General features: G+C 60.7%; 23 protein-coding genes and 1 pseudogene. 16 read left to right on the top strand and 8 right to left on the bottom strand.

Going from position 1 to position 26597, the window contains the following annotated elements; genetic code table 11:
* Positions 1-23: 23 nt before the first annotated feature.
* From NK667_RS27620 to NK667_RS27600, 5 genes are read right to left on the bottom strand one after another with little or no spacing between them, the layout of a single operon-like run.
* Positions 24-857 (bottom strand): class I SAM-dependent methyltransferase, encoded by an 834-nt coding sequence (locus tag NK667_RS27620; protein WP_054617110.1) that lies wholly within the window; start codon positions 855-857, stop codon positions 24-26.
* Positions 851-2005, bottom strand: a complete 1155-nt coding sequence (locus tag NK667_RS27615) for an acyltransferase family protein (RefSeq protein ID WP_054617111.1) — start codon at positions 2003-2005, stop codon at positions 851-853. The genes NK667_RS27620 and NK667_RS27615 overlap by 7 nt, the downstream gene beginning before the upstream one ends.
* The gene (locus NK667_RS27610; protein WP_054048212.1) at positions 2002-2889 is read right to left on the bottom strand and encodes a class I SAM-dependent methyltransferase; all 888 of its coding nucleotides are present in this window, start codon (positions 2887-2889) and stop codon (positions 2002-2004) included. Before NK667_RS27610 ends, NK667_RS27615 begins: the two co-directional genes overlap by 4 nt.
* Positions 2886-4190 (bottom strand): glycosyltransferase, encoded by a 1305-nt coding sequence (locus NK667_RS27605; RefSeq protein WP_054048210.1) that lies wholly within the window; start codon positions 4188-4190, stop codon positions 2886-2888. Before NK667_RS27605 ends, NK667_RS27610 begins: the two co-directional genes overlap by 4 nt.
* Positions 4184-5872, bottom strand: coding sequence for a glycosyltransferase (locus NK667_RS27600; RefSeq protein ID WP_054617112.1), 1689 nt, complete (start codon positions 5870-5872; stop codon positions 4184-4186). Before NK667_RS27600 ends, NK667_RS27605 begins: the two co-directional genes overlap by 7 nt.
* Positions 5873-6312: 440 nt before the next feature.
* Here NK667_RS27600 and NK667_RS27595 point away from each other — a divergent pair, with 440 nt between their 5' ends.
* The 9 genes and pseudogenes from NK667_RS27595 to NK667_RS27555 form a co-directional block, all read left to right on the top strand.
* Positions 6313-7227: a GDP-mannose 4,6-dehydratase gene (locus NK667_RS27595; RefSeq protein WP_054617113.1), complete on the top strand. Its 915-nt coding sequence runs from the start codon at positions 6313-6315 to the stop codon at positions 7225-7227.
* Complete coding sequence (gene gmd / locus NK667_RS27590; RefSeq protein ID WP_054048203.1) at positions 7224-8195, top strand: GDP-mannose 4,6-dehydratase; 972 nt, start codon at positions 7224-7226, stop codon at positions 8193-8195. The genes NK667_RS27595 and gmd overlap by 4 nt, the downstream gene beginning before the upstream one ends.
* A 3-nt stretch (positions 8196-8198) precedes the next feature.
* Positions 8199-9641: a mannose-1-phosphate guanylyltransferase/mannose-6-phosphate isomerase gene (locus tag NK667_RS27585; protein WP_054617114.1), complete on the top strand. Its 1443-nt coding sequence runs from the start codon at positions 8199-8201 to the stop codon at positions 9639-9641.
* Positions 9642-10439, top strand: coding sequence for an ABC transporter permease (locus NK667_RS27580; protein ID WP_054617115.1), 798 nt, complete (start codon positions 9642-9644; stop codon positions 10437-10439). It begins immediately after the preceding gene.
* Positions 10439-11704, top strand: coding sequence for an ABC transporter ATP-binding protein (locus NK667_RS27575; protein ID WP_054617116.1), 1266 nt, complete (start codon positions 10439-10441; stop codon positions 11702-11704). The genes NK667_RS27580 and NK667_RS27575 overlap by 1 nt, the downstream gene beginning before the upstream one ends.
* Entirely contained in the window at positions 11701-13092 is a 1392-nt protein-coding gene (locus NK667_RS27570; RefSeq protein WP_054617117.1) for a glycosyltransferase family 4 protein, read from the top strand. Before NK667_RS27575 ends, NK667_RS27570 begins: the two co-directional genes overlap by 4 nt.
* Entirely contained in the window at positions 13076-14206 is a 1131-nt protein-coding gene (locus tag NK667_RS27565) for a glycosyltransferase family 4 protein (protein WP_054617118.1), read from the top strand. The genes NK667_RS27570 and NK667_RS27565 overlap by 17 nt, the downstream gene beginning before the upstream one ends.
* A complete protein-coding gene (locus NK667_RS27560; protein ID WP_054048192.1) occupies positions 14207-15337 on the top strand; it encodes a glycosyltransferase family 4 protein in 1131 nt (376 codons plus the stop codon). It begins immediately after the preceding gene.
* Positions 15338-15379: 42 nt separating this feature from the next.
* Positions 15380-15472 (top strand): annotated as a pseudogene (locus tag NK667_RS27555) (metal ABC transporter ATP-binding protein); the annotation flags it as partial.
* A 14-nt stretch (positions 15473-15486) separates the two neighbouring features.
* Here NK667_RS27555 and NK667_RS27550 read toward each other — a convergent pair.
* From NK667_RS27550 to NK667_RS27540, 3 genes are all read right to left on the bottom strand, one after another.
* Positions 15487-17517: a pyridoxamine 5'-phosphate oxidase family protein gene (locus NK667_RS27550; protein WP_054617119.1), complete on the bottom strand. Its 2031-nt coding sequence runs from the start codon at positions 17515-17517 to the stop codon at positions 15487-15489.
* Between the two features lie 48 nt (positions 17518-17565).
* On the bottom strand, positions 17566-18192 hold the full coding sequence (locus tag NK667_RS27545; RefSeq protein WP_054617120.1) for a glutathione S-transferase family protein: 627 nt from the start codon (positions 18190-18192) through the stop codon (positions 17566-17568).
* Between the two features lie 255 nt (positions 18193-18447).
* A complete protein-coding gene (locus NK667_RS27540; RefSeq protein ID WP_054617121.1) occupies positions 18448-19347 on the bottom strand; it encodes a LysR family transcriptional regulator in 900 nt (299 codons plus the stop codon).
* Between the two features lie 147 nt (positions 19348-19494).
* On the opposite strand from NK667_RS27540, the gene NK667_RS27535 reads away from it, so the two are divergent.
* The 7 genes from NK667_RS27535 (at position 19495) to NK667_RS27505 (ending at position 26553) form a co-directional block, all read left to right on the top strand.
* Complete coding sequence (locus NK667_RS27535) at positions 19495-20118, top strand: CDP-alcohol phosphatidyltransferase family protein (RefSeq protein ID WP_054048184.1); 624 nt, start codon at positions 19495-19497, stop codon at positions 20116-20118.
* Between the two features lie 43 nt (positions 20119-20161).
* Entirely contained in the window at positions 20162-21919 is a 1758-nt protein-coding gene (locus NK667_RS27530; protein WP_054617122.1) for a bifunctional alpha/beta hydrolase/class I SAM-dependent methyltransferase, read from the top strand.
* A complete protein-coding gene (locus NK667_RS27525) occupies positions 21916-23226 on the top strand; it encodes a phosphatase PAP2/dual specificity phosphatase family protein (protein WP_054617123.1) in 1311 nt (436 codons plus the stop codon). Before NK667_RS27530 ends, NK667_RS27525 begins: the two co-directional genes overlap by 4 nt.
* Entirely contained in the window at positions 23216-23671 is a 456-nt protein-coding gene (locus NK667_RS27520) for a hypothetical protein (RefSeq protein ID WP_054617124.1), read from the top strand. Before NK667_RS27525 ends, NK667_RS27520 begins: the two co-directional genes overlap by 11 nt.
* Positions 23672-23682: 11 nt before the next feature.
* Entirely contained in the window at positions 23683-24303 is a 621-nt protein-coding gene (locus NK667_RS27515) for a lysophospholipid acyltransferase family protein (protein WP_054617125.1), read from the top strand.
* Between the two features lies 1 nt (position 24304).
* Positions 24305-25237, top strand: coding sequence for a phosphatidate cytidylyltransferase (locus NK667_RS27510; protein ID WP_054617126.1), 933 nt, complete (start codon positions 24305-24307; stop codon positions 25235-25237).
* 338 nt (positions 25238-25575) lie between these two features.
* The gene (locus NK667_RS27505) at positions 25576-26553 is read left to right on the top strand and encodes a toll/interleukin-1 receptor domain-containing protein (RefSeq protein ID WP_054617127.1); all 978 of its coding nucleotides are present in this window, start codon (positions 25576-25578) and stop codon (positions 26551-26553) included.
* Positions 26554-26597: the final 44 nt, after the last annotated feature.

Here is a 26597-nt window from a genome sequence, read left to right as displayed (position 1 = left end):
GCCCGCTCCCACAGTGAGTCCGCTCAAGGTTTGCGGGCGATGATCACCTGACTTTTTGCCACCACCGCATCCAGCGACTGTTTGATCTGCGCACCCCGTGGCGATTCAAGGATCGCATGCCAGGTGTCCGCCCAGTGATTGAGCAAGGGATGGTCGGCATTGCTGAAATCGACCTTGGCTTCCCAGAACAGCAACATCCACATCGACCAGTAGAAACCGTACTGGCTGTGGCTCAGCACTTCCAGCCCGGCATCGCTGACCATTGCCTTGAATTGCTCTTCGCTGATGATGCGAATGTGGTTGGGTTTCTGGAAGTACTCCGGCGCGGCGATGTCTTTTTGCAGGTCTTCGGAGCTCGGGTGCGGGACGCTGAGCAGATACAGCGCCCCCGGCTTGCCGACCCGTACCAGTTCGGCGAGGAACTGCGCCGGGTCGTCGACGTGCTCGATGACTTCGGTGGACACCACTCGGGTGGCGGTCGCATCGGCAATCGGCAGCGGATTGCAGTCGGTGACGTGGCATTCGACATCCTGGGCCGGCGTGTCGCCCAGGCGCTGGCGGGTCGCTTCGACCTTGGCCGCGTCGATGTCGGCAATGATGATCTTCGCCCCGCGCATGCCGCAGAAATGCACGTTGCCGCCATCACCACAGCCAACATCCAGCAACGTGTCCTCGGCGGTGACCGGGAAACCGGTGAACAACTCGCCGGTTTGCTGGTTGAACCAGCCGCTGAGCACCGCATCGCGCAGGCCGAGCATGTACGGGTCGACCTTGTTCGCGACCGGCGCCTCGGGCTGCGAGGCGGCAGGAACAGGAGCGGGCGTGCCCGCCGTGAGTTTCTTCAAAAGCCTCAGCATGAGGTAGCTCCAGAGGATGGGGCGGCGGTTCGGGACGTGCTCAGACGTTGCACCAGCGAGGCGCCGCGATTGCGCATGGGCATTTCGACGAAGCGGTAATTTAGCTCGCTCAACAGGGCGATCAATCCGCCCGCGATGAGGATCGTCAGGATCGGATGGCCAGCCGGGCTCGGCAAACCGGCCGCTTGCAAACGGAAAATCATTTCACGCACCAGCAGATAAGCCGGAATGTGGATCAGGTAAATCCCGTAGGAGCGACTGCCGATCCACACCATCAGATTCTTCGGTACACCCGCTGGCATCAGGTAATCGCGGTTGTAAGACGCAACCCAGACCAGCACCGCACTGAGCACGGCAATCGCGCCGATCCTGTAATTGGTGAAGGTAAAGCGATCGGTGGCCATCACGCTCAGCGCCAGCGCCAAGAGCAACAACACCGACACGCCCGCCCACGGCCGGCGCAAGAAGGTCGGTTCCCAGCGTGCATAACCCGGCCGCGCACTCCACATCGCCAACAGGATGCCGAGGGCCAATGCGTCGGTGCGCACCACCATCAGGATCGGCGTGCGCAAGGTGAACAACTGCACCGCGACCAGCGCCAGCAAGGCCCAGACCAGGTGCTTGCGACAGACCAGGATCAGCAGCGGGAACAGCAAGTAAAACTGCTCCTCCAGCGACAGGCTCCAGTAGACGAAACTGGTGCCGTATTCATAGCGATAGAAGCTGTCGGCGAAGCGGAAATTGGCAAACTGCGCGACCCCGGCCAGCGTCGCCTGCAAGTTGGCGTGCAACGTGCCGAACGCCCCGGATTGGTTGATAAACAGACAAGCCAGCAACATTAGCGCCAGCCACAGCCACGCCGACGGCAGTAATCGAAAGGCCCGGCGCAGCCAGAAGTTGCGGGTCTGCTGCCAGTATTCCTGGCGGGTGCTGCAACCTTGCAAGGCCGGGATCAGGCTACGGGCAATCACGAAGCCCGAGATCGCGAAAAACAGGTCTACGCCCCACCACGGCTGCGCCCAGGCATGGATGCGTTCCAGCGACGGCACGATGTCGGTGAACAGGCTGCCTTGCAGGTGATGGAACAACACACCGAGCACCGCAATGCCGCGCAACAACTCGATGTCCATGATGCGTTTGCTGCTCATGCCCTTCTCCCCGTCGCGTCATCGGCATCCAGCGGTTTGCGGGCGATGATCACCTGGCTCTTGGGCATGAACTGATCGAGCATCTGCTTGATCGCCAGACCGTTGGGTTGCGCCAGCAAGTCCTGCCAGGTTTTCGCCCAGCTCTCCATCAACGGCGGGTATGGCGCCTGGATCCGGTCACGCACCGCGCCGCTCAGGTCGCGCCCGGCTGCACGCTCGCTAGCCCAGAAAAAAATCATGCCCATGACCCAGAAAAACCCGGTTGCCTGGCGATGTTCAATCACCAGCCCAGCGTCTTCCACCATCGCGGCAAACCGCTCGGGGCTGAAAATCTGTACGTGATTGGGTGACTGGTAATAGCTGGCCGGCGCGATGCCCTTTTGCAAATGCTCGCCCACCGGAGCCGGCACGCTCAGCAGATACAACGCCCCGGGACGGCCCATGCGCACCAGTTCAGCCATGAACGGTTCGGGCTCGTCGATGTGTTCGAGCACTTCCATGCACACGACTTTGCTCGCACAACCGTCGGCAAGCGGCAGTGGCAAGCTGTTGCTCACCAGTCCCAGATTTTGTTTATCCGACTGCGCGTCCACTTGCCGGGCCAGGTCGCGGACCTTGTCGTGTTCGCTGTCGGTGAAAATCACCGACGCGCCCTGGCGCACCGCAAACAACGTCGCCACGCCTTCACCGCAACCGACGTCCAGCAAGGTGTCGTCTGCAGTAATCGCAAAGCCCTTGAGCAGTTCGCCAGTGTCGTTCAAAAACCAGCCGTCGAGGATCGCGTCGTGCAGGCCGATATCCCGTGGCGACACACTGGCGACCGGGGCTGGGACGGGCGCCGGCAACGGCGCTGGCCAGAAACGTGCGAGCAAGCGCCGGATCATGCGCCGGAAGCTTCCACGGGCAACGGCTTGGCACGCTCCAGCAGCTGTTCGAAGAACGTGCGCAAACGCTCTTCGGTGCTGGCCTGGCTGCAGAATCGCTGCAGGCTGCGCACCGCGTGGGCCGACATCAGCGCATAGCGCTCGGCATCGGTTTTCGCCACGTCATAACTGACGCGATAAGCCGTGCACAACGAATCCCAATCGGTCACGTAACGCAGCGTGCGGTACGCCGCGCGAGGATCGTGGGGCCACGCCGTCAGCTCATCGGTGGATTCGACAATGAACGCGTTGTCGCTGTCCACGTAGTCGGCCATCGCCGTGTTCAGCGGCGCAATCGCCGGTTTGCCGCAGGACATGAACTCCATCAGCGGCAGGCACTGCCCTTCGCCGAACGAGCTGTTCACTACGTAGCTGGTGGCCTCGACCAAGCGTTCGTAATCCACATCGGCCAGATAACCGTGGATCAGCACGATCCGGCACTGGTACGACTGGTTCTTGTAGAGGTGGTGCAGCATGTCGTTCAGCGCGTTGGCGATGTCGTGGTGGGTGAGTTTCAACACCAGCGTCGCATCGGGCGTGTCGCGGAACGTGGTGCAGAACGCGCTGAGCATGTCTTGCCAGTTCTTGCGCCCGTCGTAGGGATTGAACACCGAGGTGTAGACCACGCCTTCGAGTTGCAACTGACAGTCCCGGGGCGGGCCGTCGAACGAGAGCGGGGTTCCTTCGCACAACGCGGGCGGGCCGTAAGCGCGCAAATCCACGGTGCGGCTGTCGATCAACAAACCGCGCAGGTTCAGTTGCACCGGCTCGACCACTGCGCGCTTGGCCAGTTGCTCGCCCCGCGCCGCAAAGCGGTCCCACACCGGAGCGGGAATGGCGCAGATCGGGTAGTCGGCGCCCATCACTTCCCGCACGGCGTTGACGGTGAAGGTCGAATGGGTAATCGCCATGCCGCACGCCTCCAACACCACCCGCCAGTCGTGGCGGGGTTCGCCCTGCCAGCTCTCGGTCGGGATGGTGCTGAATTCCCAGGCGAACAACGGCACGGTCGGGCAGGCGTAATGAATCGGCGTGCGATGGGGCGGTGAGAACGACAGGAAAATGCAGTCCTCGCCACGGCTCAAGCAGTCGAAATACAAGCGATCGACCAGTTCGTCAGGGTTGCTGACTTCGATGACTTGCCCCAGTCGCTCCAGCACCGGGCGGAATTCCTTGAGCACGAAGTAATAGCTGTACTCCGGCCGTCCGAGGTTCTGCTGGATGTTGCTCTTGTTGGTTTCCGAATGAATGATGATCAGCATGATGCGGTCCCCGCCTCGGCTTTCAGCGGCGTGGTTGCGCTGCCCGGTGTCAGCCCGAAAAACTCTGAAAGTCGCTGCTGCACCGGGGCAAAACCGCAGTAATCGCGCATGCGTTCATTCGCCGCCGTGGCCATCGCCTGATAATCCTGCGGCTGGTTTTTGGCCATGGCGTAACTGTCTGCATAGGCCGCTTTCAACGAGCCCCAGTCCGGGCGATGACGCAGGGTGCGATAGAGAATGCGCGCATCTTCCGGCCAGATCGTCGGCTCATGGCTGGACTTGACGATAAACCCGACCCGCTCATCAATGTAGTCGCCCATCGCCGTGTGGTTCGGCGCAATCACCGGCCGGGCGCAGGACATGAATTCCATCAACGGCAGGCACAGGCCTTCGCAGCGCGACGCGTTGACGTAGAAACTCGCCGCGCCGTAAAGCCTGGCGAATTCCTCATCTTCCAGATAGCCGTGCATGACCACCACCCGGCAGGCGAACGGCGAGAGTTGCGACAGCAAGGTGATCAAGTGCACGTAGTAGGTCGACAAGTCGTTCTGGGTGATTTTCAGCACCAGCGTGGCGTCTTCGGCGTCGCGCAGGGCCCAGCAGAACGCGGTGATCAGGTGATGCCAGTTCTTGCGCCCGTCTTCGGGGTTGAACACGCTGACATACACCACGCCGCTGACCTCGATCTCGACCCGTTCGCTGGTGTCAGGCAGCAAGGCTTGCGGGTGCTCGGCCTGCTCCATTGCTTCGCTGACGGTGGTGGCCAGCGGCAATGGTTCGGGGATTGATTGTGGCTCTGGTGCTGGCGCTGGTTCTGACAATGACTCTGACGTGCGCAACCGGAAAAGCTGTTTGCGGGCAGCGACCGGCACCAGATCGCGCACCGCTTCGCGATACCACAGCAGCAGGTTGTGTTTGAGCAAAAACAGCGGCGAATGCTCGGATTCGCTTGTCACGGCCCGGTAGCCTTCGCGCAGGTAATGCTTGGTGATGAACGCCCGTCGCTGCAGGGTCAGTGGCGGTGGCGCCACGGGTTCTGGTTCCGGCTCGGGCTCAGGTTCCGGCTCTTCAACACTCAGGCCGCGGGTTTCCAGTTCCTGCTCATTGAAGATCGGCGCGATCAAACCATCGGCCGACAAGCCCATCGCACGGCTGTCGATGATGCAACCCTTGATCTGCAAGGTGCTGCCCGGATTGACCGGCGTACTCGGATACTGCTCACGCACCTCGGCGAAGCGCTCCCATAACGGCGTCGGCAGCACCAGCACCGGGAAATCTTCACCCAGGGCCCGGCGGATGGCTTGGGCAGTGTGGCTGGACAAGGTAATCACCCGGCCATGACGTGCCAAGGTCTGGCTCCAGTCATGTCGCGGATCGCTGTCCCAGTCCTCGGTCGGGATCGAGTCGTACTCCCAGGCAATCACGCACACCATCGGGCATTGCAGGTCGGTCGGGGTTTTATGCGGAGGGGAGAACGAGAGGAACAGGCACTCCTGACCGGCCTGTTGCAGTTGCCGGTACAGCGGGTCGACTTCGGCAGCCGACGACACCACATGCACCCGACCAAGACTTTCGAGCACCGGGCGATAGGCCTTGAGCACGAAGTAATAACTGTATTCGGGACGTCCGAGGCTCTGGCTGATGGAGCCGTCGTTGACGTCAGAGTAAAGAATGAAATTCATGGCATCCCACGATGAAACCGCCGTAACGGCAGCCCCACACTATGACGGCAAAGCCACGGATCGAGTCGGCGTCTGCCGGTCGTCGTCCATCGTCTTCTTGCCCGTCTACGTTCTTGTTTTAATGGTCAGCTTCGCGGGGACTGGGACAACTTTCGTAACACCCCGGACGAACTCTGGATAATCGTGACGAGGGGCATTCTAAACACATCCGTCGCGTATTCGTGAACCGCCCGACGAGAATAAATCGGGCTACGCTAACGAGAACTGACCAGTCACGGTTGGACCTGTTGAAATTGCCGAGCAATTGGCACAGATTGGCTACCAAACAACTACAACAAATCATTTCGCCAGTCTTTCGACCAATGAATCCACCCGGTCCGTAAGACATCTCCTTAAAGCCTGTGGGGATCGGACGAAATGTATGACCAAGGGGCTGCTGTTTGAAAAAGCGTCTGTTCGTTACGGGTCTGAGTGGATTCGTAGGACAACACATCCAGTCACGGCTGGAGCCGGATACCTCGGAATGGGAGCTACTGCCTGTCCCTTCCCGGTATGACCTCGGCGACCCGGACAGCCTCGAAGGCCTGTGGCCCGAGATGCCTGACGCGGTCATTCACCTGGCCGGCCAGACCTTCGTTCCCGAAGCCTTCCGTGATCCGGCACGCACGTTGAACATCAACCTGCTCGGCACCCTGAACCTGCTGCAAGCGCTCAAGGCGCGCGGCTTCAGCGGCACCTTCCTCTACGTCAGCTCCGGCGACGTCTACGGCCAGGTCAGCGAAGCCCAGTTGCCGATCACCGAACTCCAGCCACCCTGCCCGCGCAACCCGTATGCCGTGAGCAAACTGTCGGCGGAATTCCTCAGCCTGCAATGGGGCTTGAGCGAGGGCTGGCCAGTGTTGGTGGCGCGTCCGTTCAACCACATCGGCACCGGGCAGAAAGACAGCTTCGTCATCGCCAGCGCCGCACGGCAGATCAACCGAATCAAACAAGGCCTGCAAGCTCCGCAACTGGAAGTCGGCGACATCGACGTCACCCGCGATTTCCTCGATGTCGGCGACGTGATCTCGGCTTACCTGGCGCTGCTGGAAAAAGGCACGCCGGGGCAGGTCTACAACATTTGCTCGGGGCGCGAGCAAAGCATCCGCAGTTTGATTGAACAGTTGGGGGACCTCGCTCAGGTCAACATGCAATTGATTCAGGACCCTGCACGTCTTCGCCGCGCGGATCAGCGTCGCGTCTGTGGCAGCCATGCCAGGCTCGCCCAGGCCACAGGGTGGACACCTGAAATCACAACACAACAATCCCTGCGGGCGATCCTGTCCGACTGGGAGAAACGAGTGAAAGAAGAATGACAAAAAGTGCACTGATCACAGGGATCACCGGCCAGGACGGCGCTTATCTGGCAAAACTGCTGCTCGACAAGGGTTACAAAGTCCACGGCCTGGTGGCCCGGCGCAGCAGCGACTCACGCTGGCGCCTGCGCGAAATGGGGGTCGAGGGCGACATCGTTTACCTGGACGGCGACATGGCCGATGCCTGCTCGGTGCAGCGCGCGGTGATCAAGTCGGCGCCGGACGAGGTGTACAACCTCGCAGCACAAAGTTTCGTTGCCGCCTCGTGGGATCAGCCGGTGACCACTGGCATCGTCGACGGCCTGGGGGTGACACACTTGCTCGAAGCGATCCGCCAGTTCAGTCCGCACACGCGTTTCTATCAAGCGTCCACCAGCGAAATGTTCGGCCTGATCCAGGCCGAGCAGCAGGACGAGAACACCCCGTTCTACCCGCGCAGCCCTTACGGCGTAGCCAAGCTCTACGGTCACTGGATCACCGTGAACTACCGCGAGAGCTTCAACCTGCACGCCAACAGCGGGATCCTGTTCAACCACGAATCCCCGCTGCGCGGCATCGAGTTCGTGACCCGCAAGGTCACCGACGCCGCCGCGCGCATCAAGCAAGGCAAACAGAACGAGCTGCGCCTGGGCAACATCGACACCAAGCGTGACTGGGGTTTTGCCGGCGACTACGTCGAAGCCATGTGGCTGATGCTGCAACAGGACAAGGCCGACGATTACGTGGTTGCCACGGGCGTGACCACCACCGTGCGCGAAATGTGCCGGATCGCCTTCGATCACATTGGTCTGAACTACCGCGATTACGTGAAGATCGACCCGGCATTCTTCCGTCCGGCCGAAGTCGACGTACTGCTCGGCAACCCGGCCAAGGCCCAGCGCGTACTGGGCTGGAAGCCAAAAACCGATCTGGATACCTTGATCCGCATGATGATGGATGCGGACATGAAACGCGTCGCCAAGGAGTAGGCCATGCTGATTCCTGTGATCCTCTCCGGCGGTGCCGGGACCCGTTTGTGGCCAGTGTCCCGCGAAGGGCACCCCAAGCCGTTCATGACGCTGCCCGACGGCCAGTCGCTGCTGGGCAAGACCTATCGCCGCGCGGCGGGCCTGCTCGATGGTTGGGGCGACATCGTCACGGTGACCAATCGCGAGTATTACTTCCAGAGCAAGGATCACTACCACGACGCGCAGATGTCCCGTCATCGCGGGCACTTCCTGCTTGAGCCGACGGCCCGCAACACCGCCCCGGCCATCGCGGCAGCGGCGCTGTCGCTGCAAGCCTTGCACGGTGACGAGGCGATCATGGTGGTGATGCCGGCCGATCACCTGATCGTCAATGTCGACGCCCTGCAGAATGCGGTCGAGCACGCCGTAACGTTGGCCAAGAGCGGTCACCTGGTGACCTTCGGCGTGGTGCCGACGGCGCCGGAAACCGGCTTCGGTTATATCGAGACCGGCGCACCGCTGGACGACAAAGGCGCGGCCAAGGTCCAGCGTTTCGTCGAAAAACCCGACCTGCAAACCGCGACCCATTACCTGGAAAGCGGCAACTTCCTGTGGAATTCGGGGATGTTCTGCTTCTCGGTGGCCACGTTGCTGGCCGAGCTGCAAATCCACGCCCCGGACTTACTGGAACAGACCCGCGCCTGCATGGCCGAGAGTCCAGCCGTGGAAACCGGCGGTTGCCTGCAACAGGAATTGTCGCCGACGCTGTTTGCCGAGATTACTGACATCTCCATCGACTACGCCTTGATGGAGCGCTCGGACAAAGTGGTGGTGGTGCCCGCCGGTTTCGACTGGAGCGATATCGGTTCCTGGGGCGCGCTGGCCGCGTTGATACCGCCGGATGCGCAAAACAACCGCGCCAGCGGCGACGCGATTTTCGTCGACAGCCACAACAACTTCGTCCAGAGCGAAGGCCGGCTAGTCGCAGCCGTGGGTGTGGATAACCTGATCATCGTCGACACCGCCGACGCCGTGCTGGTGGCCCACGCCGACCGAGCCCAGGATGTGCGCCGGGTAGCCAAGCAGCTCAAGGACAAACAGCACGAAGCCTATCGCCTGCACCGCACGGTCAGCCGGCCGTGGGGTACGTACACCGTGCTGGAGGAAGGCACGCGCTTCAAGATCAAGCGCATCGTGGTCAAGCCGGGCGGCAAGTTGTCGTTGCAAATGCACCACCATCGCAACGAACACTGGGTTGTGGTCGAAGGCATGGCCAAGGTCACCAACAACGGCACCGGCACGCATCTGGTGGCGAAGAATGAATCCACTTTCATTGCCGCCGGACACAAGCATCGCCTGGAAAACCCGGGGGTCATCGATCTGGTGATCATCGAAGTTCAAAGCGGCGAATACCTGGGAGAGGACGATATCGTCCGCTTCGAAGATCAATACGGCAGGACGGTTTGAATGCTGCTTAATCTGTACCGCTCACTGTGGAATTACCGCGGTTTCATCCTCGGCAGCGTCAAGCGGGAATTCCAGTCGCGGTATCGCAATTCGCTGTTCGGTGCCCTGTGGACCGTGCTCAATCCGCTGTCGATGATCGTCGTGTACACGGTGATCTTTTCCCAGATCATGCGCGCCCGCTTGCCGGGCGTGGACGATGGCCTGGCCTACAGCGTCTACCTGTGCGCCGGCCTGCTGACCTGGGGCCTATTCTCGGAAATCACCAGCCGCAGCCAGAGCATGTTTCTGGAAAACGCCAACCTGCTGAAGAAAATCAGCTTCCCGCGCATCTGCCTGCCGGTGATCGCCCTGCTCAACGCCGGCATCAACTTCGGGATCATCCTGGGGCTGTTCTTCGGCTTCCTGCTGATCAGCGGACGCTTGCCGGGCATGGCTTTATTGGCGCTGATTCCGCTGCTGATCCTGCAAGTGATCTTTGCCGCCGGGCTGGGGATGATCCTCGGCATTCTCAATGTGTTCTTTCGCGATGTCGGGCAGTTTTTCGGCATCCTCCTGCAATTCTGGTTCTGGCTGACACCGATCGTGTACCCGATCTCGATCCTGCCGCCAGGCATCCAGCACCTGATCGGACTCAACCCGATGACTGCGCTGATGACCAGCTACCAGAACGTCTTCCTCTACAACCAATGGCCCAACTGGCACTCGCTGATCCCGCTGCTGGTGATCGGCCTGTTGTTCTGCGGCCTGGCGTTGCGAATGTTCCGTCAGCGTGTCGGTGAAATGGTGGACGAACTCTGATGGGGCATATACGCGTTACAGGCCTGGGCAAGGCCTACAAACAGTACCCGAATCGCTGGAGCCGCCTGCTCGAATGGATGGTGCCGTTTTCCGGCACCCGTCACCACTTGCACTGGATCCTGCAAGACGTCGATTTCGAGATCCAGCCCGGTGAGGCCGTGGGCATCGTCGGCGTCAACGGCGCGGGCAAAAGCACGCTGCTGAAGATGATCACCGGCACCACCCAGCCGACCTGCGGGCAGATTCAACTGAAAGGTCGAGTCGCCGCGCTGCTGGAACTGGGCATGGGTTTTCATCCGGACTTTACCGGTCGGCAGAACGCTTTCATGGCCGGCCAGTTGTTGGGCATGCAGGTTGAAGAGATCGAAGCCTTGATGCCGGAAATCGAAAGCTTTGCCGAAATTGGCGAGGCCATCGACCACCCGGTGCGCACCTACTCCAGCGGCATGCAGATGCGCCTGGCGTTCAGCGTCGCCACGGCGCGGCGCCCGGACATCCTGATCGTCGATGAAGCGTTGTCGGTGGGTGACGCCTATTTCCAGCACAAAAGCTTCGACCGCATCCGTAACTTCCGCAAGGCCGGCACCACCCTGCTGATCGTGTCGCATGACCGCTCGGCCATTCAGTCGATCTGCGACACCGCGATCCTGCTGGAAGGCGGACGCATGGCCATGCGCGGCAAACCCGAAGAAGTCATGGACTACTACAACGCCATGCTCGCCCAGCGCGAAGGCCAGACCGTGCGTCAGGAAATGCTCGCCAACGGCCAGGTGCAGACCATTTCCGGCACCGGCGAGGCAGGGATTGTCAGCGTGCGCCTGCTCGATGCCCAGGGCCGTTCCGTGGAAGTGGCGGAGGTCGGCCAGCCGATGGTGCTGGAGGTGCAGACCGAAGTTCGCCAGGACATCGAACGCCTGATACTGGGCTTCATGATCAAGGATCGCCTCGGCCAGGCGATTTACGGGATCAACACTCATCGCCTGGACAAAGCCATCACCGACCTGAGTGCCGGCGAGCGCGTGACCTTCCGTTTCGCCTTCGACATGCGCCTGGGCAAGGGCAATTACTCGATCGCCCTGAGCCTGTCGCGTCTGGACTCGCACCTGGATCGCAACTTCGAATGGCGCGACTACGGACTGGTGTTCCACGTGATCAATAATCGCCAGGAAGACTTCGTCGGTTGCTCGTGGCTGGAGGCACAAACCACCATCAGCCGTTCCAGCGAAACCGTTGTGCAAACGGCAGACCCGGAGGTGTCGCGATGACCCGATTGTTGGTGGAGTGCACCTACGTCTTCGAACATCCAAACGCCAACTCGGGCATCCAGCGGGTGGTGCGCAACGTCATCCAGCAACTGCCAGAGGCCGACGCACAGCGCGAATGCATTCCCGTGGTGATGCTCGATGGCGCGCTGTATGAGGTGAAAAGCCTGGCGCCGCTGAAGACGCCAAAAGTTAATCTGACGAGCCTGCGGGTGAAGCTCGAACAGTGGGCCAACCTGTTCTGGCTGCGCCACCGCGCGGTGGAGCGGCGTCGCCCGTTCAGCCAGTCGCATTTCGCCCGGCGGGTGCTGTATGTCGTTTGTCGCCTCTTCGCGTTTGCCTGCCTGAGCCTGCCGATGCGCGTGCTGGACCGGGTACTCAAGGGCAAGCCAGTCCCTGAGCGCTGCGTGCCGTTGCAGCATCGTGCCGGTGATCAACTGGTGTTGCTCGATTCGTCGTGGCACGCCAATTTTTTCCCCCTGGCCGAGCAACTCAAGCGTGACGGCGTGGGCATCGTGTCGGTGATTTACGACCTGATCCCGCTGACCCACCCGCAATTTTGCGACGCCGGGCTGGTCAAGGTGTTCAACGACTGGTTCGACTGGATCGCCCGTACCGCCGATGGGTATGTGGCGATCTCCACCACCATCCGCGATCAGGTGCGCGAGGAAATGCTGCGCCGCATCGGCGCGCAACAAGTGCAGCAGCGCTGGTTCGACTATTTCCACCTCGGTTCCGAACTGGATTTGAGTGACGCCGACTCCGAAGTCGATCGCGGTTTGCTGCAAATGTTCAAGTCACCCAAACCCGTGTTCCTGATGGTCAGTACCATCGAACCACGGAAAAACCATGCCTACCTGCTCGACGCTTTTGAACGCGCCTGGGCCGCCGGGTCCAACGCCAGGTTGTGCATTGCCGGCAAGATTGGCTGGAAGTGTGACGCGCTGGTCGAGCGCATCCGTCAGCATCCCGAGCTGAACCGCCGCTTGTTCATGTTCAACTCGCTCTCGGACAAGAGTCTGGAGCACGCCTACTCCCACGCCACGGCGCTGGTGTTCCCGTCCTATGTCGAAGGCTTCGGGCTGCCGCTGGTGGAAGCCATGCAGCGCGGCCTGCCAGCGATGGGCAGCGATATTCCGGTGTTCCGGGAAATCGGCGGTGACTACATGGCGTATTTCGATCTGGCGGACCCGCAAAGCCTGACCGACCTGGTGATCGACATGGAGCGCACCGGGGTGTTTCCGGCACCGCTGGCCCTGGAGCACTGGCGTTGGCTGAGCTGGCGCGAGGCGAGTGCGCAATTGGTCGAGCGGATCGAACGCAACCTGAGCAGTCCGGTTTCAGTGCCTGAAAATCCTGAGCCTGAGAGTCAGCATGCGAATTGCCCTTAACGCCCGGATCCTCCAGGCCCCGCGCACCGGCATCGGCCATTACGTCGCCGAACTGGTGGGCGCTCTCGCCTGCGAACCGGACGTCGAGCTGTCGCTGTTCCACGGCTGGGGCTGGAGCACTTCGCTGCCCGAAGCGGCGATGCCCGGCTACTCGCGGCTGTCGCCGTTGCTGCGACAAATTCCCGGGGCCTACCAGGCACGCCGCTGGTTGGCGCAGAAACGCTTCGATCAAGGCCGCTCGCGGGCCATCGACCTCTATCACGAGCCGAGCCTGTGGCCGCTGTCGTTCGATGGCCCGACGATCATCACCTTGCATGACCTGACGCATCTGCATTACCCCGAGACGCAACCGCCGGCACGCTTGCGCGAGATCGAACGGCGCCTGGCCAACGGAGTGCAACAGGCGCGGCTGATTCTGACCGACTCGCAGTTCATTGCCGACGAGGCCCGGGACTATTTCGCACTGCCGGCCGAGCGTTTCATCGTCGCGCCGCTGGGGGTTGCGGCGCGGTTCCATCCCCGTGAAAGCGCGGAGATCGACGCGGTCCTCAAGGCCCATGGCGTCGAAGCGCGAGAATATTTCCTGTGTGTCGGCACCCTGGAGCCACGCAAAAACCTGACCCTGGCTCTGCGTGCCCATGCCCTGCTGCCGGAGGCGCAGCGCCAACAGTTTCCGCTGTTGATCGTCGGCATGGCCGGCTGGCAACACGAACAATTCAGCGAAGAACTGCGCCAGGCACTGGCCGCCGGGCACGTGTGTTTGCTCGGTTACCTGCCCGACGAACAAGTGGCGCAACTGCTGGCCGGGGCCCGGGCGCTGATTTTTCCATCGATCTATGAAGGCTTTGGCCTGCCGGTGCTGGAAGCCATGGCCAGCGGCACGCCGGTGATCCTGGTGCGGCATTCGGCGATGCCGGAGGTGGCTGGCGCGGCGGGCAACTACATTGAAGCGGACGATCCACAAGGCTTGCGCGACGCCATGAGCCGACTGATCGACGATAAAACGCATTGGCAGGCATGCCGAGAAGCGGGACTACAACAGGCGAAGCTTTTTTCCTGGGAGCGTTGCGCGAAGATCACAGCCCGCGCCTACCGTCAGGCTTTGGGAGGTTAAATGCGCGTACTTCATTTTTTCAAGACGTACCTGCCTGACTCGGTGGGGGGCATCGAACAAGTGATCTTCCAGCTCTGCGAAAGCGGTGCGAATCACGGCATCGAGGGCCAGGTGCTGACGCTGAGCAGCGACCCGACACCGCCGGTGGTGCAACTCGGCCATCACGAAGTGCACCGGGCCAAACTCGACATTCAGTTCGCTTCCACAGGGTTCTCCTGGAGCGTGTTCAAACAGTTTCGCGAACTGGTGGCCGAAGCGGATGTGGTCAATTACCACTTCCCCTGGCCGTTCATGGACCTGGTGCACTTCGCCAGCGGCATGAACAAGCCCTGCGTGGTCACTTACCACTCGGACATCATTCGCCAGAAACAACTGCTCAAACTCTACCGGCCACTGATGAACCGCTTCCTCGCCAGCGCCGACCGAATCGTTGCAGCCTCGCCCAACTACCTGCACACCAGTGAAGTGTTGCAGCAGTTTCAGGACAAGACCCGCGTGATTCCCTACGGTTTGAACAAGGCCGGTTATCCACAACCTGACAATGAGCGCATGGCCCATTGGCGGCAGAAGCTTGGGGATAAGTTTTTCCTGTTCGTGGGGGTGATGCGTTACTACAAGGGTTTGCACATCCTGCTCGACGCCTTGAAAGACGTGGACTACCCGGTAGTAATCGTCGGCGCCGGGCCGCTGGAAAAAGAGCTGCACGCCCAGGCCCAGGCGTTGGGCCTGCGCAATATTCACTTCCTCGGGCGCCTTGGGGACGAAGACAAAGTGGCGCTGCTGCAACTGAGCTACGCCATCGTATTCCCCTCGCACCTGCGTTCCGAAGCGTTCGGCATTTCGCTGCTGGAAGGCGCGATGTATGGCAAGCCGATGATCTCCAGCGAGATCGGCACCGGCACCAGCTACATCAACATCCACAACGAAACCGGATTGGTGGTGCCACCGAGTAATCCACAGGCGTTCCGCGAAGCGATGCGTACCCTGTGGGAAAACCCGGTGCGCGCGGCGGCGATGGGCGTGAAGGCGGAAGCGCGGTATCGGCAGCTGTTTACCGCCGACGAAATGGGCCGCAAGTGGACGGCGTTGTATCAGGAGTTGCTGGAAGAAAAATCCCTGTCCTATGCCTGACTGGCGTGGGATTGAACCCTGTTCTGAAGACACCCCGAATCAATTGTGGGAGCGGGCTTGCTCGCGAAGGCGGTGGATCAGCCAACATCATCGTTGAATGACACACCGCATTCGCGAGCAAGCCCGCTCCCACAGGGGTTTTGTGGTGGTTATAGGTCGAGCACCAGTGGCTGCGGACCTTGGGCCGGAATCGCACAACAAATCAGTACCTGCCCCTCTTCCGGAACTTCCGCCGGCGGCTGTGGATAATTCACCTGGCCGCTGATCAAGCGGGTTTTGCAGGTGCCACACGACCCACCGCGACAACTGAATTCCGGACGCAGGCCACGACTTTCCGCCAACTCCAGCAAACTGCCGCCGTCGGGTTGCCAGCGCGCCTCTTTGGCCGAGCGCTCGAACACCACGGGCACTGAAGTGGTGGCGGCCGGCGGCTGTTCGATGACGACGGCATCCGGGTCCAGACGTCGGCGCAATGTCGACGGGCCGAACGTCTCGGCGTGAATCCTTGAATCGCGGATATCCAATTCCCGCAGGCTGTCGTACAGCGCCTGGGTAAAACTCCCCGGACCGCAGAGGACAAAGTCCAACTGGTCGTAGTCCTCCACCTCAAGGATCGACTGCAGCAACGCCGTGTCGATACGCCCGGTCAGGTCGAAGTCTTCGCCCTCCCGCGCCTCGGGTTCCGGTTGGCTGAGCAGGCGCAGTACTCGAACCGTATCGCCGGCACCTTCAAGCAAGCGGTCCAGCTCTTGGCGAAACGGTTGATCCGCCAAGGTCCGCGAACTCTGGAAGAACCAGGTCGGCCGAATGCGCCGTGTGCGCCAGCCTTGATAAACCACCTCGCGCACCATCGACAGCAACGGCGTGATGCCCACCCCGGCGGCCAACAGCACCAGTGGCCGACGCTCGTGAGGCGCCACTGTGAAATGCCCCTGAGGCGCGCGGGCCTCCAGCACATCGCCGACGCGAATCTGTTCATGCACGTGGGACGACACCAGGCCATCACGCTTCACGCTGATACGGAAAAAGTCATCGGACGGCGCACTCGACAGGCTGTAGGTGCGGATATGCGTCTCGCCGCCAATGTGAAAGCGCAACGGCAAATGCTGCCCGGCCTGGAACACCGGCAACCCGGCGCCATCGGCAGGTTCCAGGTAGACCGAGCGGATGTTCTGGCTTTCCGCTTCGATGCGCACCACCCGCAGTGGCCGCCAGGCGTCACCCAGGGCTTGGGCCTGCAAGCGCGCGGCGGCCTGTTCCCAGTTGCCGGTCATCAAGCTGTTCGGCGACATGCCATCGAAACGCCAGCGCAGGGCCAACGCCGCCGGGCGCCGCACAAGACGTTCAACCTCGAACGTCCACAACCGCTCGGCGCCTTGAAAGGCTTCGATCTCCGGGCCTTCGAGAATCACTTCAGTGCGACCGCTGAGCTGCAGCAAGTCACCCGAATTGAAATCGATAAACAGCAAACCTGCCTTTGGATTGATCAGCAGGTTGCCCAGTGTGTTGAAAAACAGATTGCCGGCGAAATCCGGAATCGTCAGGCGATTGCCTTCGATACGCACGAAACCAGGCTGGCCGCCGCGATGGGACACGTCCACCGAGCGCTGGCCATCGACGTCTACATAACTGGCGACAAACAGCGTGTCGGCCTGGGCGATCACCGCTCTGGCCGCGTCATCCAGTTCGCCGAGGTGCTCGGCGATGCGGGTTGCCGGGTCCGCCAGCGGCACCGAACGAAACTGGCGCAATTGAATGTACTGCGGGCAGTTGCCGAAGGATTGTTCCACCGTGACACCGAAGCCACTCGCGGTCATGGCACCGACCCGGCCATTCAGGCGGTTGCGCCGCCGGGTGTGCAATTCGATGCCCAGCAAGCCGATAGCAGCGCCGTCGCGCAATTGCGCAGGGTCATCGGCGGCCGGCAGGCTTTCGAACTGCAAGCCGGTGGGTGCAGGAGAATGCGCGAAACCCGGTGGGCCTTCGAGAATGCTGGCCCAGGGATGACCGTCAGCATCGACTGCGCCGTACAGCATGAACGGCAGTTGCTGATAGAACTGACGGTGCTGGTCCGGCATCTCGCTGCGAATCACCCTACGACCCAGGGTGTCCATTCGCTCGGCGACACCCACGTGTTCCTGCAGTTGTTTCTCGCCGGCATGCCACGGTGAATGTTCCATAACGGCCTCTCCCCTGCACCCAAGGCGCAGCGTTAACGAACGCGATTATCAGGCTGTTTGTTGTAGGCCAGCGGCGGTGCGCGGCATGCCGACAAACCCGGGCAAGGCTTCGATCCGCGCCAGCCAGGCCCGCACGTTGGCGTAATCCGCCAGCGACACATTGCCTTCCGGCGCATGGGCGATGTAGCTGTAAGCGGAAACGTCAGCGATGGTCGGCTCATTGCCCACCAGAAACTCGCTGTGGGCCAGTTCCTGATCCATCACTTTGAGCAGGTCATGTGAACGCTTAATCGCTTCATCAGCGTTGAAGGACGCACCAAACACCGTGATCAGCCGCGCTCTGGCGGGACCAAAAGCAATCGGCCCGGCCGCTACCGACAACCAGCGCTGAACCTTTGCCGCACCGACCGGATCCGTCGGCAGCCAGCGGCCGTTGCCGTATTTCTGCGCCAGGTACACCAAGATGGCGTTGGAATCGGCCAGCACCACGCCTTGATCATCCAGCACCGGTACCTGGCCAAACGAGTTGAGCGCCAGGAATTCCGGCTGCTTGTGCGCGCCTTTGGCCAGATCGACAAGGATCAGCTCGGTCGGCAGTTGCAGCAGGGACAGCATCAGCTCCGCACGGTGAGCGTGGCCGGAACGAGGGAAGTTGTAGAGTTTGATGGCGTGCATGATCGACTCCGCTGGGTGGTGGCGCCGTTCAAAGATTGATCAGCACCGATGGCAGCCATCATCTACCTGTCGCTAAAACAACAGAATAACCAGCATTCGCAATCCATTATTTCAGCCAGTGCAATAAAGCTTCAGACTTATGTGACGACCCCTGTGGGAGCGAGCTTGCTCGCGAATGCTATTTTTCATTCAACAGGGATGTTGGCTGATCCACCGCTTTCGCGAGCAAGCCCGCTCCCACAGGGGTTTGTGCCATCAGCCCAAAGCCGGATGTTCGCGCAGCGCCTTGACCATAAAGTCGACAAAACTACGAATCCGCGCCGGGGCCTTGCGTCCGCCCTGATACACCACGTGGATTGGCAGCGGCGGCAGCTCAAAGTCCGCCAGCACGATTTCCAGCTCACCGGCCGCGACTTTGCTCGACACTTGATAGGACAGGACGCGGGTAAACCCCAGGCCGAGGCTCGACGCCGTAATGGCCGCCTGATTGGCCGTGACCACCAGCCGTGGTTCCGGGCGAACGCTGAGCGGCTGGCCTTTATCGAGGAACGGCCAGCTCCGCAGTTGCCCGATGGACGAGGTGGCAACCACCGGCGCCCCGGACAATTCTTCTGGATGCCGAGGCCGGCCATGGGCGTTCAGGTAGGCCGGCGACGCACAAATCACCCGCCGCACCTCGCCGACCCGAATCGCGTGCTGATTACTGTCCGGCAGTTCACCAATGCGCACCGCCACATCAATGCCCTCCTCGACCATGCTCACCACACGATCGACCAACACGCCGTTGATGGTGACTTCAGGAAATTGATCGAGATAACCCACCATCAGCGGCGTCACGAACATCTCGCCGAACAACACCGGCGCGGTGACCGTCAGTTGCCCACGAGGCTGGGTATGACTGCCCGCCGCCGAATCCTCGGCTTCCTGCACCTCGGCGAGAATTCTCCGACAATCCTCCAGGTAACGCTGGCCCGCTTCGCTCAAATGCACGCTGCGAGTGGTACGTGTCAGCAGCAGCGTGCCGATGCGTTTCTCCAACGCAGCCACCGCGCGGGTGACGCTGGCCGCCGACATCCCCAAACGCCGCGCCGCCGCCGAAAAGCCTTGCGCCTGGGCGACGGCGGCGAATACCTGCATTTCCTGGAATCGGTCCATCGGTTGACTCCTGAGCACTGAAAAACGCGGGACCGAGGATTTCCGACAGGCCCTGGATTCGCTGAAAGACGGGTTTTAGTGGCATTCTGATTATTGTGACGTATAACCCTGAACGTTCACGCTTTCAATTGCCGAGACCATCCCCCGATGCCCTCCATTTACCAACTCAAACCGGCGTTCCAGAATCTGTTGCGACCGCTGGTGCAACGCTTGTTCGATAACGGCACCACCGCCAATCAAATCACCGTGCTGGCCGGGGTGATTTCGGTGGTGGTGGGCGTCGCGATTGCCTGTTTCGCCCAGCACCTGTGGGTGTTCGTGCTGATTCCAGTGTGGATGATCCTGCGCATGGCGCTGAATGCCATCGACGGCATGCTGGCCCGGGAATTCGGCCAACAGTCGCGTCTCGGCGCTTACCTGAATGAGCTGTGCGATATCGTCGCCGACTGCGCGCTGATCCTGCCGTTTGCGCTGATTGCCGACGTGAGCGTATTGATTGTGCTGTCGGTCACGCTGCTGGCATTGTTCAGCGAGTACAGTGGCGTGCTCGGGCCAATGGTCGGCGCATCGCGGCGCTATGACGGCCCGATGGGCAAAAGTGATCGGGCATTTGTCCTGGGCGTCCTGGCCACCGGCATCGCTATTGGCTGGATCAGCGCGTTGTGGATTAACGTTGTGTTTGGGGTGGTCGCCGTCCTGCTGGCTTACACCTTGGTCAACCGGGTCCGTCAGGGCCTTAAAGAAGTGCAGGAAAACGTTCCCTCGGCGTAACGCCGTCCCCAGCAGATGGACCCTCTAGCATATGGAGCATGCAATGCGCGAAACCCAGCAGCAGACCTTCACCACCCACGACGGCGTCGAGCTGTTCTATCGTCACTGGCCGGCCACCGCCGCCACGCCGGGCGAACCGCGCAAGGCAGTGCTGCTGTTTCATCGCGGCCATGAACATTCCGGGCGCATCGCCCACCTGGTGGATGAACTGGACCTGCCCGGCTTCGACTTCTTTGCCTGGGACGCCCGTGGCCATGGCCAATCGCCCGGCGCGCGCGGCGACAGCCCGAGTTTCGCCACCAGCGTGCGTGACGTGCAGACCTTTTGCGATCACCTGAGCGCGACTTACGAGATCGACGAAGAAAACATGGCGGTGATCGCCCAGAGCGTCGGCGCGGTGATCGTCTCAACCTGGGTCCACGACTACGCGCCGCGCATCCGTGCACTGGTGCTCGCCTCGCCAGCGTTCAAGGTCAAGCTCTACGTGCCGTTCGCTCGCCCGGGCCTGGCGCTGATGCGCAAGTTTCGCGGCAACTTTTTCGTCAACAGCTACGTCAAGGCGAAGTTTCTCAGCCACGACCCGGAACGCGTGTCGTCCTACGACAGCGATCCGCTGATCACCAAGGCGATTTCGGTCAATGTACTGCTCGGCTTGTACGAAGCCGCCGACCGCGTGGTGGCTGATGCCCAGGCGATTCAGGTGCCGACCCAGTTGCTGATTTCCGGCTCGGACTTTGTGGTCCACCGCAAACCCCAGGAACAGTTTTTCGAACGCCTGGGCAGCCTGAAAAAGGAAAAACACATCCTTCCGGGCTTCTTCCACGACACCCTCGGTGAGCGTAATCGCGCCGTGGCGGTGGCCAGCGCCAAGCGTTTTATCCTGCAAAACTTCGACTACCCGCTGGACCGCGCGTCCTTGCTCGACGCCGACAAAATCGGCCTGACCTGCGCCGAATCCGAATCCCTCGCCGCCCCGCTGCCGCACAACTCGTTGCGTGATCTGTACTGGCGCATGACCCGTGCCAGCATGCGTCTGGGCAGCAAATTGTCCGATGGCGTGAAATTGGGCTTCGACACCGGTTTCGACTCCGGCAGCACCCTCGATTACGTGTACCGCAACCAGCCCACCGGCAAGGGCGGGCTCGGGCGGATGATTGATCAGAACTACCTGAACTCCATCGGCTGGCGCGGCATTCGCCAGCGCAAACTCAACGTCGAAGAACTGCTGCGCCTGACCATGGGCAAACTGCGCGACGAAGGCCGCCCGGTGCGTATCGTCGATATCGCCGCCGGCCATGGCCGCTACATTCTTGAAGCCTTGCAAGGCGTCAGTCCGTCGCCGGAATCGATCCTGCTGCGCGATTACAGCGACATCAACGTGCGGGACGGCGGTGCGCTGATCCGCGATAAAGGCTTGGCCGACATTGCGCAATTCGTCAAAGGCGATGCGTTCGACCGCGCCGATTTGGCTGCGCTGGAACCCAAGCCAACACTGGCGGTGGTTTCGGGGTTGTATGAACTGTTTGCCGACAACACGATGGTCGGCGGCTCCCTGGCCGGTCTGGCCGAAGCCGTGGAGCCTGGCGGTTATCTGGTTTACACCGGTCAACCGTGGCACCCGCAGCTGGAATTGATCGCCCGCGCCCTCACCAGTCACCGTCAGGGACAGGCGTGGGTCATGCGTCGGCGCAGCCAGGCGGAAATGGATCAACTGGTGGAAGCCGCGGGTTTCCGCAAAATCACCCAGCGTGTGGATGAATGGGGGATCTTTACCGTGTCTCTCGCGCAACGGGTGCAATGATGGCGGCGGCCCCCCGAGAACCGGGTTTGCTCAAACCAGCCATACTTTGGCTGTTGTTGCTGGCGCCGCTGTTTTTCGCCAGCTACGGCTTTGCCACCTGGGTGACGAACCAGCGCAGCGACGTCGGCACTTTCGTTTTCGACTGGGAAAGCGCCATGCCTTTTTGGGCGTGGACCATCGTGCCCTACTGGACGATTGATCTGCTGTACGGTTTTTCATTACTGCTGCCCGACAGCCGCCACGAACTCAAGCGCCACGCCTTGCGCCTGCTCAGCGCTCAGGTGATTTCGGTCAGTTGCTTCCTGCTGTGGCCGCTGCGCTTCACCTTCGAACGGCCGGAACTGGATGGCGTATTCGGCTGGCTGTTCGCAGTGCTGGCGGGGTTCGACAAACCGTTCAATCAGGCGCCGTCGCTGCACATCGCGCTGCTGGTGATTCTGTGGGTCATGTACCAACGACACTCGCAAGGCGTGTGGCGCTGGCTGGTGCACGGCTGGTTCGCGCTGATCGGGATTTCGGTGCTGACCACTTATCAACATCACTTTATCGACTTACCCACAGGCGCCCTCGCCGGCTGGCTGTGCGTGTGGTTTTGGCCGCTGGATCGGCCAAGTCCCTTGAGCAGCCTGCGGCTGGCCAAGGATTCGAAGCGCTGGCGATTGGCCCTGCGTTATGGGGTGGGTGCCGCGATATTCGCGATTCCAGCCTTTGGCCTCGGCGGTGGATGGTTGTGGCTGATCTGGCCCGCCGTCGCGTTGCTGTTGGTGGCGCTGAATTACGCACTGTTCGACGCTGCCGGCTTTCAGAAACGCGCCGACGGTCGCCTGAGCCCGGCCTCCCGTTGGTTGTTCGCACCTTATGTCGCGGCGGCGTGGATCAATTCACGGCTGTGGACCCGCAAACATCCACAACCCAATGAGGTTGTGGATAACGTTTGGCTCGGCAGGCTTCCCGACGCTGATCAGTTGGCGCCGTTCAAAGCCGTGGTCGATCTCTGCGCCGAGCTGCCGCTCAATCCCCGAGGCCGCGCTTATCAAAGCATCCCGGTCCTCGACCTGACGGCACCGAATGCCGAGCAATGCCTCGCCGCCGCCCAAGCCATTGAGCAACTGCGCCAGCAAGGCCCGCTGCTAGTCTGCTGCGCGTTGGGTTATTCGCGCAGCGCCACGGCGGTCGCCGCGTGGTTGTTGCACAGCGGTCGAGCGACCAACGTCGATGCCGCCGTCGCGATGATCCGCGCCGCACGTCCGCACGTGGTGTTGCACCCGGCCCATCGCCAAGCATTGGAGAACGCCTATGCCGGTTGATATGGAATTGCAGGTGGTCGCCAGCCTGCTGCGCCGGGGCCGCACCCTCGATCAGTTATCCACATGGCTGACCGTGCTGGGGGTGTTGTTCGGGTTGCTGCAACTGCTGCTGATCACCCCGGTGACGCTGGGCGTGAGCCTCAGTGCCTGGCTGATCGTCGTGGGTCTGTTGCAAAAATACTGGGCGTTTCGGGTCGCCTTCGATGCTGACCTGTTTGCTCTGATCGCCCGCGACGCTGACGCACCGCAGGACCGCACTCAAGCCCTCGAGCAGGCCCTGCAAAACCTCAGTCTGCAACCGGCCAGCCGCGCCGGCCGGCCTTGGTCCGAACGTCAGCGCGGGGCTTTGAAACTGCTGCGTAACCAAGCGGTCCTACTGCTCGCGCAAGTGCTGCCCGCATTGGCGGTCATCCTCGCCAGCCCTTGGCTGTCCTTCGCCGGATAAGGAAATCATTCATGTTCGAACCTGTGGTCGCCACCCTCATCACCTCCATGGCCCGCACCGTCACCGGCGCCCGCAGCCTGTGGATGGGCTGCGCGCCGGAGCCGGTGCAACGGATCTACTTCGCCAACCACAGCAGCCACGGCGATTTCGTGCTGCTGTGGGCTTCGCTCCCTCCAGCCCTGCGCAAACTGACGCGACCGGTGGCCGGCAGCGATTACTGGAATAAAAGCGCTGTGCGCCGCTACATCATCAGCCGGGTGTTTAACGGCGTGTTGATCGACCGCGAACGCAAGGACCCTGTGGATAACCCGTTGCAGCCGATGCTCGATGCCCTGGAAAACGGCGATTCGCTGATCATTTTTCCCGAAGGCACGCGCAATCTGGAGGACGGCTTGCTGCCATTCAAAAGCGGCCTGTACCACTTGGCAAAAAGTTACCCACAGGCCCAGGTGATTCCGGTGTGGATCGCCAACCTCAATCGAGTCATGCCCAAAGGCCGGGTGCTGCCATTGCCGCTGCTGTGCACCACCAGTTTCGGTGCTCCGCTGCAATTGGAAGAAGACGAGAGCAAAGAGCACTTCCTGACCCGCAGCCGCGACGCCCTGCTGGCCCTCGCCCCGGAGCATTCCTGACATGGATCGACAAACCCTGATGCTGTTCGGCGGGATCGGCATGATTCTGGTGCTGGCCTCGCTGATTGGCCTGATTCTCAAACTGCGCACCCGTGGCACGCCGAATGCGGTGGTCGACAACCTCAACGCCCGGATCAACGCCTGGTGGGTGATGGTGCTGGTGATCGGCATTGCCTTCTGGCTGGGCACCGGCGCGGTGATCCTGCTGTTTTACGCAGTGTCGTTTTACGCCCTGCGCGAATTCCTCACCCTCACGCCGACCCGGCGCAGCGACTATCCCGCGTTGGTGGCGGCGTTTTACCTGGCGCTACCGCTGCAATACCTGCTGATCTATTTCGACTGGTACGGGCTGTTTTCGATTTTTATCCCGGTGTACGTGTTCTTGCTGCTGCCGATCCTTGCCTCCCTCGGTGGCGACAGCACGCACTTCCTCGAACGCGCCTCGAAAGTCCAGTGGGGCTTGATGATCGCAGTGTTCTGCGTGTCGTTCGTACCCGCCCTGCTAACCCTCGACATCGGCGGCTATGAAGGTCGCAACCTATTGCTGATCGCCTACCTGGTGATCGTGGTCCAGCTGTCGGACGTGTTGCAGTACGTGTGCGGCAAGCTGTTCGGCAAACACAAAATCGCCCCCAACCTGTCGCCATCAAAAACCGTCGAAGGCTTCGTCGGCGGCGTGCTGCTGTCCTCGCTGATCGGCGCAGCCTTGTGGTGGACCACGCCGTTCAACCCGTGGCAGTCGTTCTTGATCGCGCTGCTGATCAACCTGCTGGGGTTTGCCGGCGGCATCGTGATGTCGGCGATCAAGCGTGATCGCGGCGTGAAGGATTGGGGGCACATGATCGAAGGGCATGGCGGCATGCTGGATCGGCTGGATTCAGTGTGCTTTGCGGCGCCGATTTTCTTTCATTTGGTGCGGTATTGGTGGACTTGAAATAACTCAATTCCCGGACAAAAAAAAGACCGCAGCCGGGGCTGCGGTCTTTTTGTTTCTGTGAACAAGAAATAAAGATTGTCACAGATCCTCACCGATTTCGCGGCCTCCAAGGATGTTCGAAGAAGCGCATCGAAAAATAAAGGCTGTCACAAAAATCGATATCCACAACAAATGGAGCCTACTGCAATAAATAAAGGTTGTCACAGGCGATAACCAGGATCCGAAAGTCTCAAAGGGGCCCTAAATTTGAAGGCCTGCCGGTTATGATGCTTTAGCTGTAAGCATTACTAAGAGGGCAAACGAATGCTCATGACCGCGACTGAAAGCGAGCAGATATGACGGAATCAGATAACCGTGGCTCTATCTTCATCTCATACGCATGGGGCGAAAGCTTCGAGAACAAGGAATGGGTACGTCGACACATAGTTTCCTATTTGGATTGGAACCATGACGTCTTCTGGGATCGAGACAACATAGATTACGGCGAGCTACCAGACGTTGTCATTTCCAAACAGTTGGCCAAGCGACCACTGACGGTTTTGTGTCTTTGTGATCAGGACTATTTGCAATCGGCGAAAAAAGAAGGCTCCGGACTGACTCGTGAGCTACAGATGCTGGCCGAAATTATCGGTCAGCCTGGTGTCAGGGTTATACCGCTAATCCTTGAGTCTGGATGCACTGATCACCTACCGGATCCCTTGATCAATCGCATTTACCTAAATCTTCAGCCGTTAATGCAGCGGAACATAGATATCGGAATGACGGTAGCGGATCTGGCGGAAGGTTGCAGCCAGGCGGTGGTGCAATCCGGTATCAATGAGAAGCTGGGCGCATTCAAACTACGAGAGCGTGCCAATACTTATCTCAGGAAGAACCCAATAACGTTATGGGGCAACCCTCAAAATCATGAAGTCACTGTCTATTCTGAGGAAGCTGCACCCTACCTGCTAAAGCCTCCTAAGTGGATGTGGGAAAGCGATCGTTGGAATTACATGCTCAATGATGACGGCCCGATCTTTTGCCCCACCAAAGGAATCTGGCATTGGGAATATTGCGCTATCTCTCTGGAGATACGCCCATTGAGTACAGCGGCGGTATCGACATTTTTTCCGCAGCTGACCAGTGAGGACGAACAGGGGTTATTGAATGCGGCAGGCATACTGCTGGCATCCAAACTGTTCAATACCTTTAAAATTAATGAGATCTTCACGTTCAGTGCTGAGGATCTGACGACCTACCTGATCAACAGCGAAGAAGGATTTCATATTCTTGAGCGACTGCTGGACGCAGCCGAAGCCCTTTCCCCTGCATGACCCCGCTCACGCCGTCGCGTTGGACTCAATACGTGGAAAGGGCC

Source organism: Pseudomonas nunensis (assembly GCF_024296925.1).
GTDB lineage: Bacteria > Pseudomonadota > Gammaproteobacteria > Pseudomonadales > Pseudomonadaceae > Aquipseudomonas > Aquipseudomonas nunensis.
This window is presented reverse-complemented; position numbering and strand designations above follow the sequence as displayed.

Coding starts and splice junctions, on each gene's coding strand:
- NK667_RS27620 (WP_054617110.1), bottom strand. CDS start 857: ATGCTGAGGCTTTTGAAGAAACTCACGGCGGGCACGCCCGCTCCTGTT.
- NK667_RS27615 (WP_054617111.1), bottom strand. CDS start 2,005: ATGAGCAGCAAACGCATCATGGACATCGAGTTGTTGCGCGGCATTGCG.
- NK667_RS27610 (WP_054048212.1), bottom strand. CDS start 2,889: ATGATCCGGCGCTTGCTCGCACGTTTCTGGCCAGCGCCGTTGCCGGCG.
- NK667_RS27605 (WP_054048210.1), bottom strand. CDS start 4,190: ATGCTGATCATCATTCATTCGGAAACCAACAAGAGCAACATCCAGCAG.
- NK667_RS27600 (WP_054617112.1), bottom strand. CDS start 5,872: ATGAATTTCATTCTTTACTCTGACGTCAACGACGGCTCCATCAGCCAG.
- gmd (WP_054048203.1), top strand. CDS start 7,224: ATGACAAAAAGTGCACTGATCACAGGGATCACCGGCCAGGACGGCGCT.
- NK667_RS27585 (WP_054617114.1), top strand. CDS start 8,199: ATGCTGATTCCTGTGATCCTCTCCGGCGGTGCCGGGACCCGTTTGTGG.
- NK667_RS27580 (WP_054617115.1), top strand. CDS start 9,642: ATGCTGCTTAATCTGTACCGCTCACTGTGGAATTACCGCGGTTTCATC.
- NK667_RS27575 (WP_054617116.1), top strand. CDS start 10,439: ATGGGGCATATACGCGTTACAGGCCTGGGCAAGGCCTACAAACAGTAC.
- NK667_RS27570 (WP_054617117.1), top strand. CDS start 11,701: ATGACCCGATTGTTGGTGGAGTGCACCTACGTCTTCGAACATCCAAAC.
- NK667_RS27565 (WP_054617118.1), top strand. CDS start 13,076: ATGCGAATTGCCCTTAACGCCCGGATCCTCCAGGCCCCGCGCACCGGC.
- NK667_RS27560 (WP_054048192.1), top strand. CDS start 14,207: ATGCGCGTACTTCATTTTTTCAAGACGTACCTGCCTGACTCGGTGGGG.
- NK667_RS27550 (WP_054617119.1), bottom strand. CDS start 17,517: ATGGAACATTCACCGTGGCATGCCGGCGAGAAACAACTGCAGGAACAC.
- NK667_RS27545 (WP_054617120.1), bottom strand. CDS start 18,192: ATGCACGCCATCAAACTCTACAACTTCCCTCGTTCCGGCCACGCTCAC.
- NK667_RS27540 (WP_054617121.1), bottom strand. CDS start 19,347: ATGGACCGATTCCAGGAAATGCAGGTATTCGCCGCCGTCGCCCAGGCG.
- NK667_RS27535 (WP_054048184.1), top strand. CDS start 19,495: ATGCCCTCCATTTACCAACTCAAACCGGCGTTCCAGAATCTGTTGCGA.
- NK667_RS27530 (WP_054617122.1), top strand. CDS start 20,162: ATGCGCGAAACCCAGCAGCAGACCTTCACCACCCACGACGGCGTCGAG.
- NK667_RS27525 (WP_054617123.1), top strand. CDS start 21,916: ATGATGGCGGCGGCCCCCCGAGAACCGGGTTTGCTCAAACCAGCCATA.
- NK667_RS27520 (WP_054617124.1), top strand. CDS start 23,216: ATGCCGGTTGATATGGAATTGCAGGTGGTCGCCAGCCTGCTGCGCCGG.
- NK667_RS27515 (WP_054617125.1), top strand. CDS start 23,683: ATGTTCGAACCTGTGGTCGCCACCCTCATCACCTCCATGGCCCGCACC.
- NK667_RS27510 (WP_054617126.1), top strand. CDS start 24,305: ATGGATCGACAAACCCTGATGCTGTTCGGCGGGATCGGCATGATTCTG.
- NK667_RS27505 (WP_054617127.1), top strand. CDS start 25,576: ATGACGGAATCAGATAACCGTGGCTCTATCTTCATCTCATACGCATGG.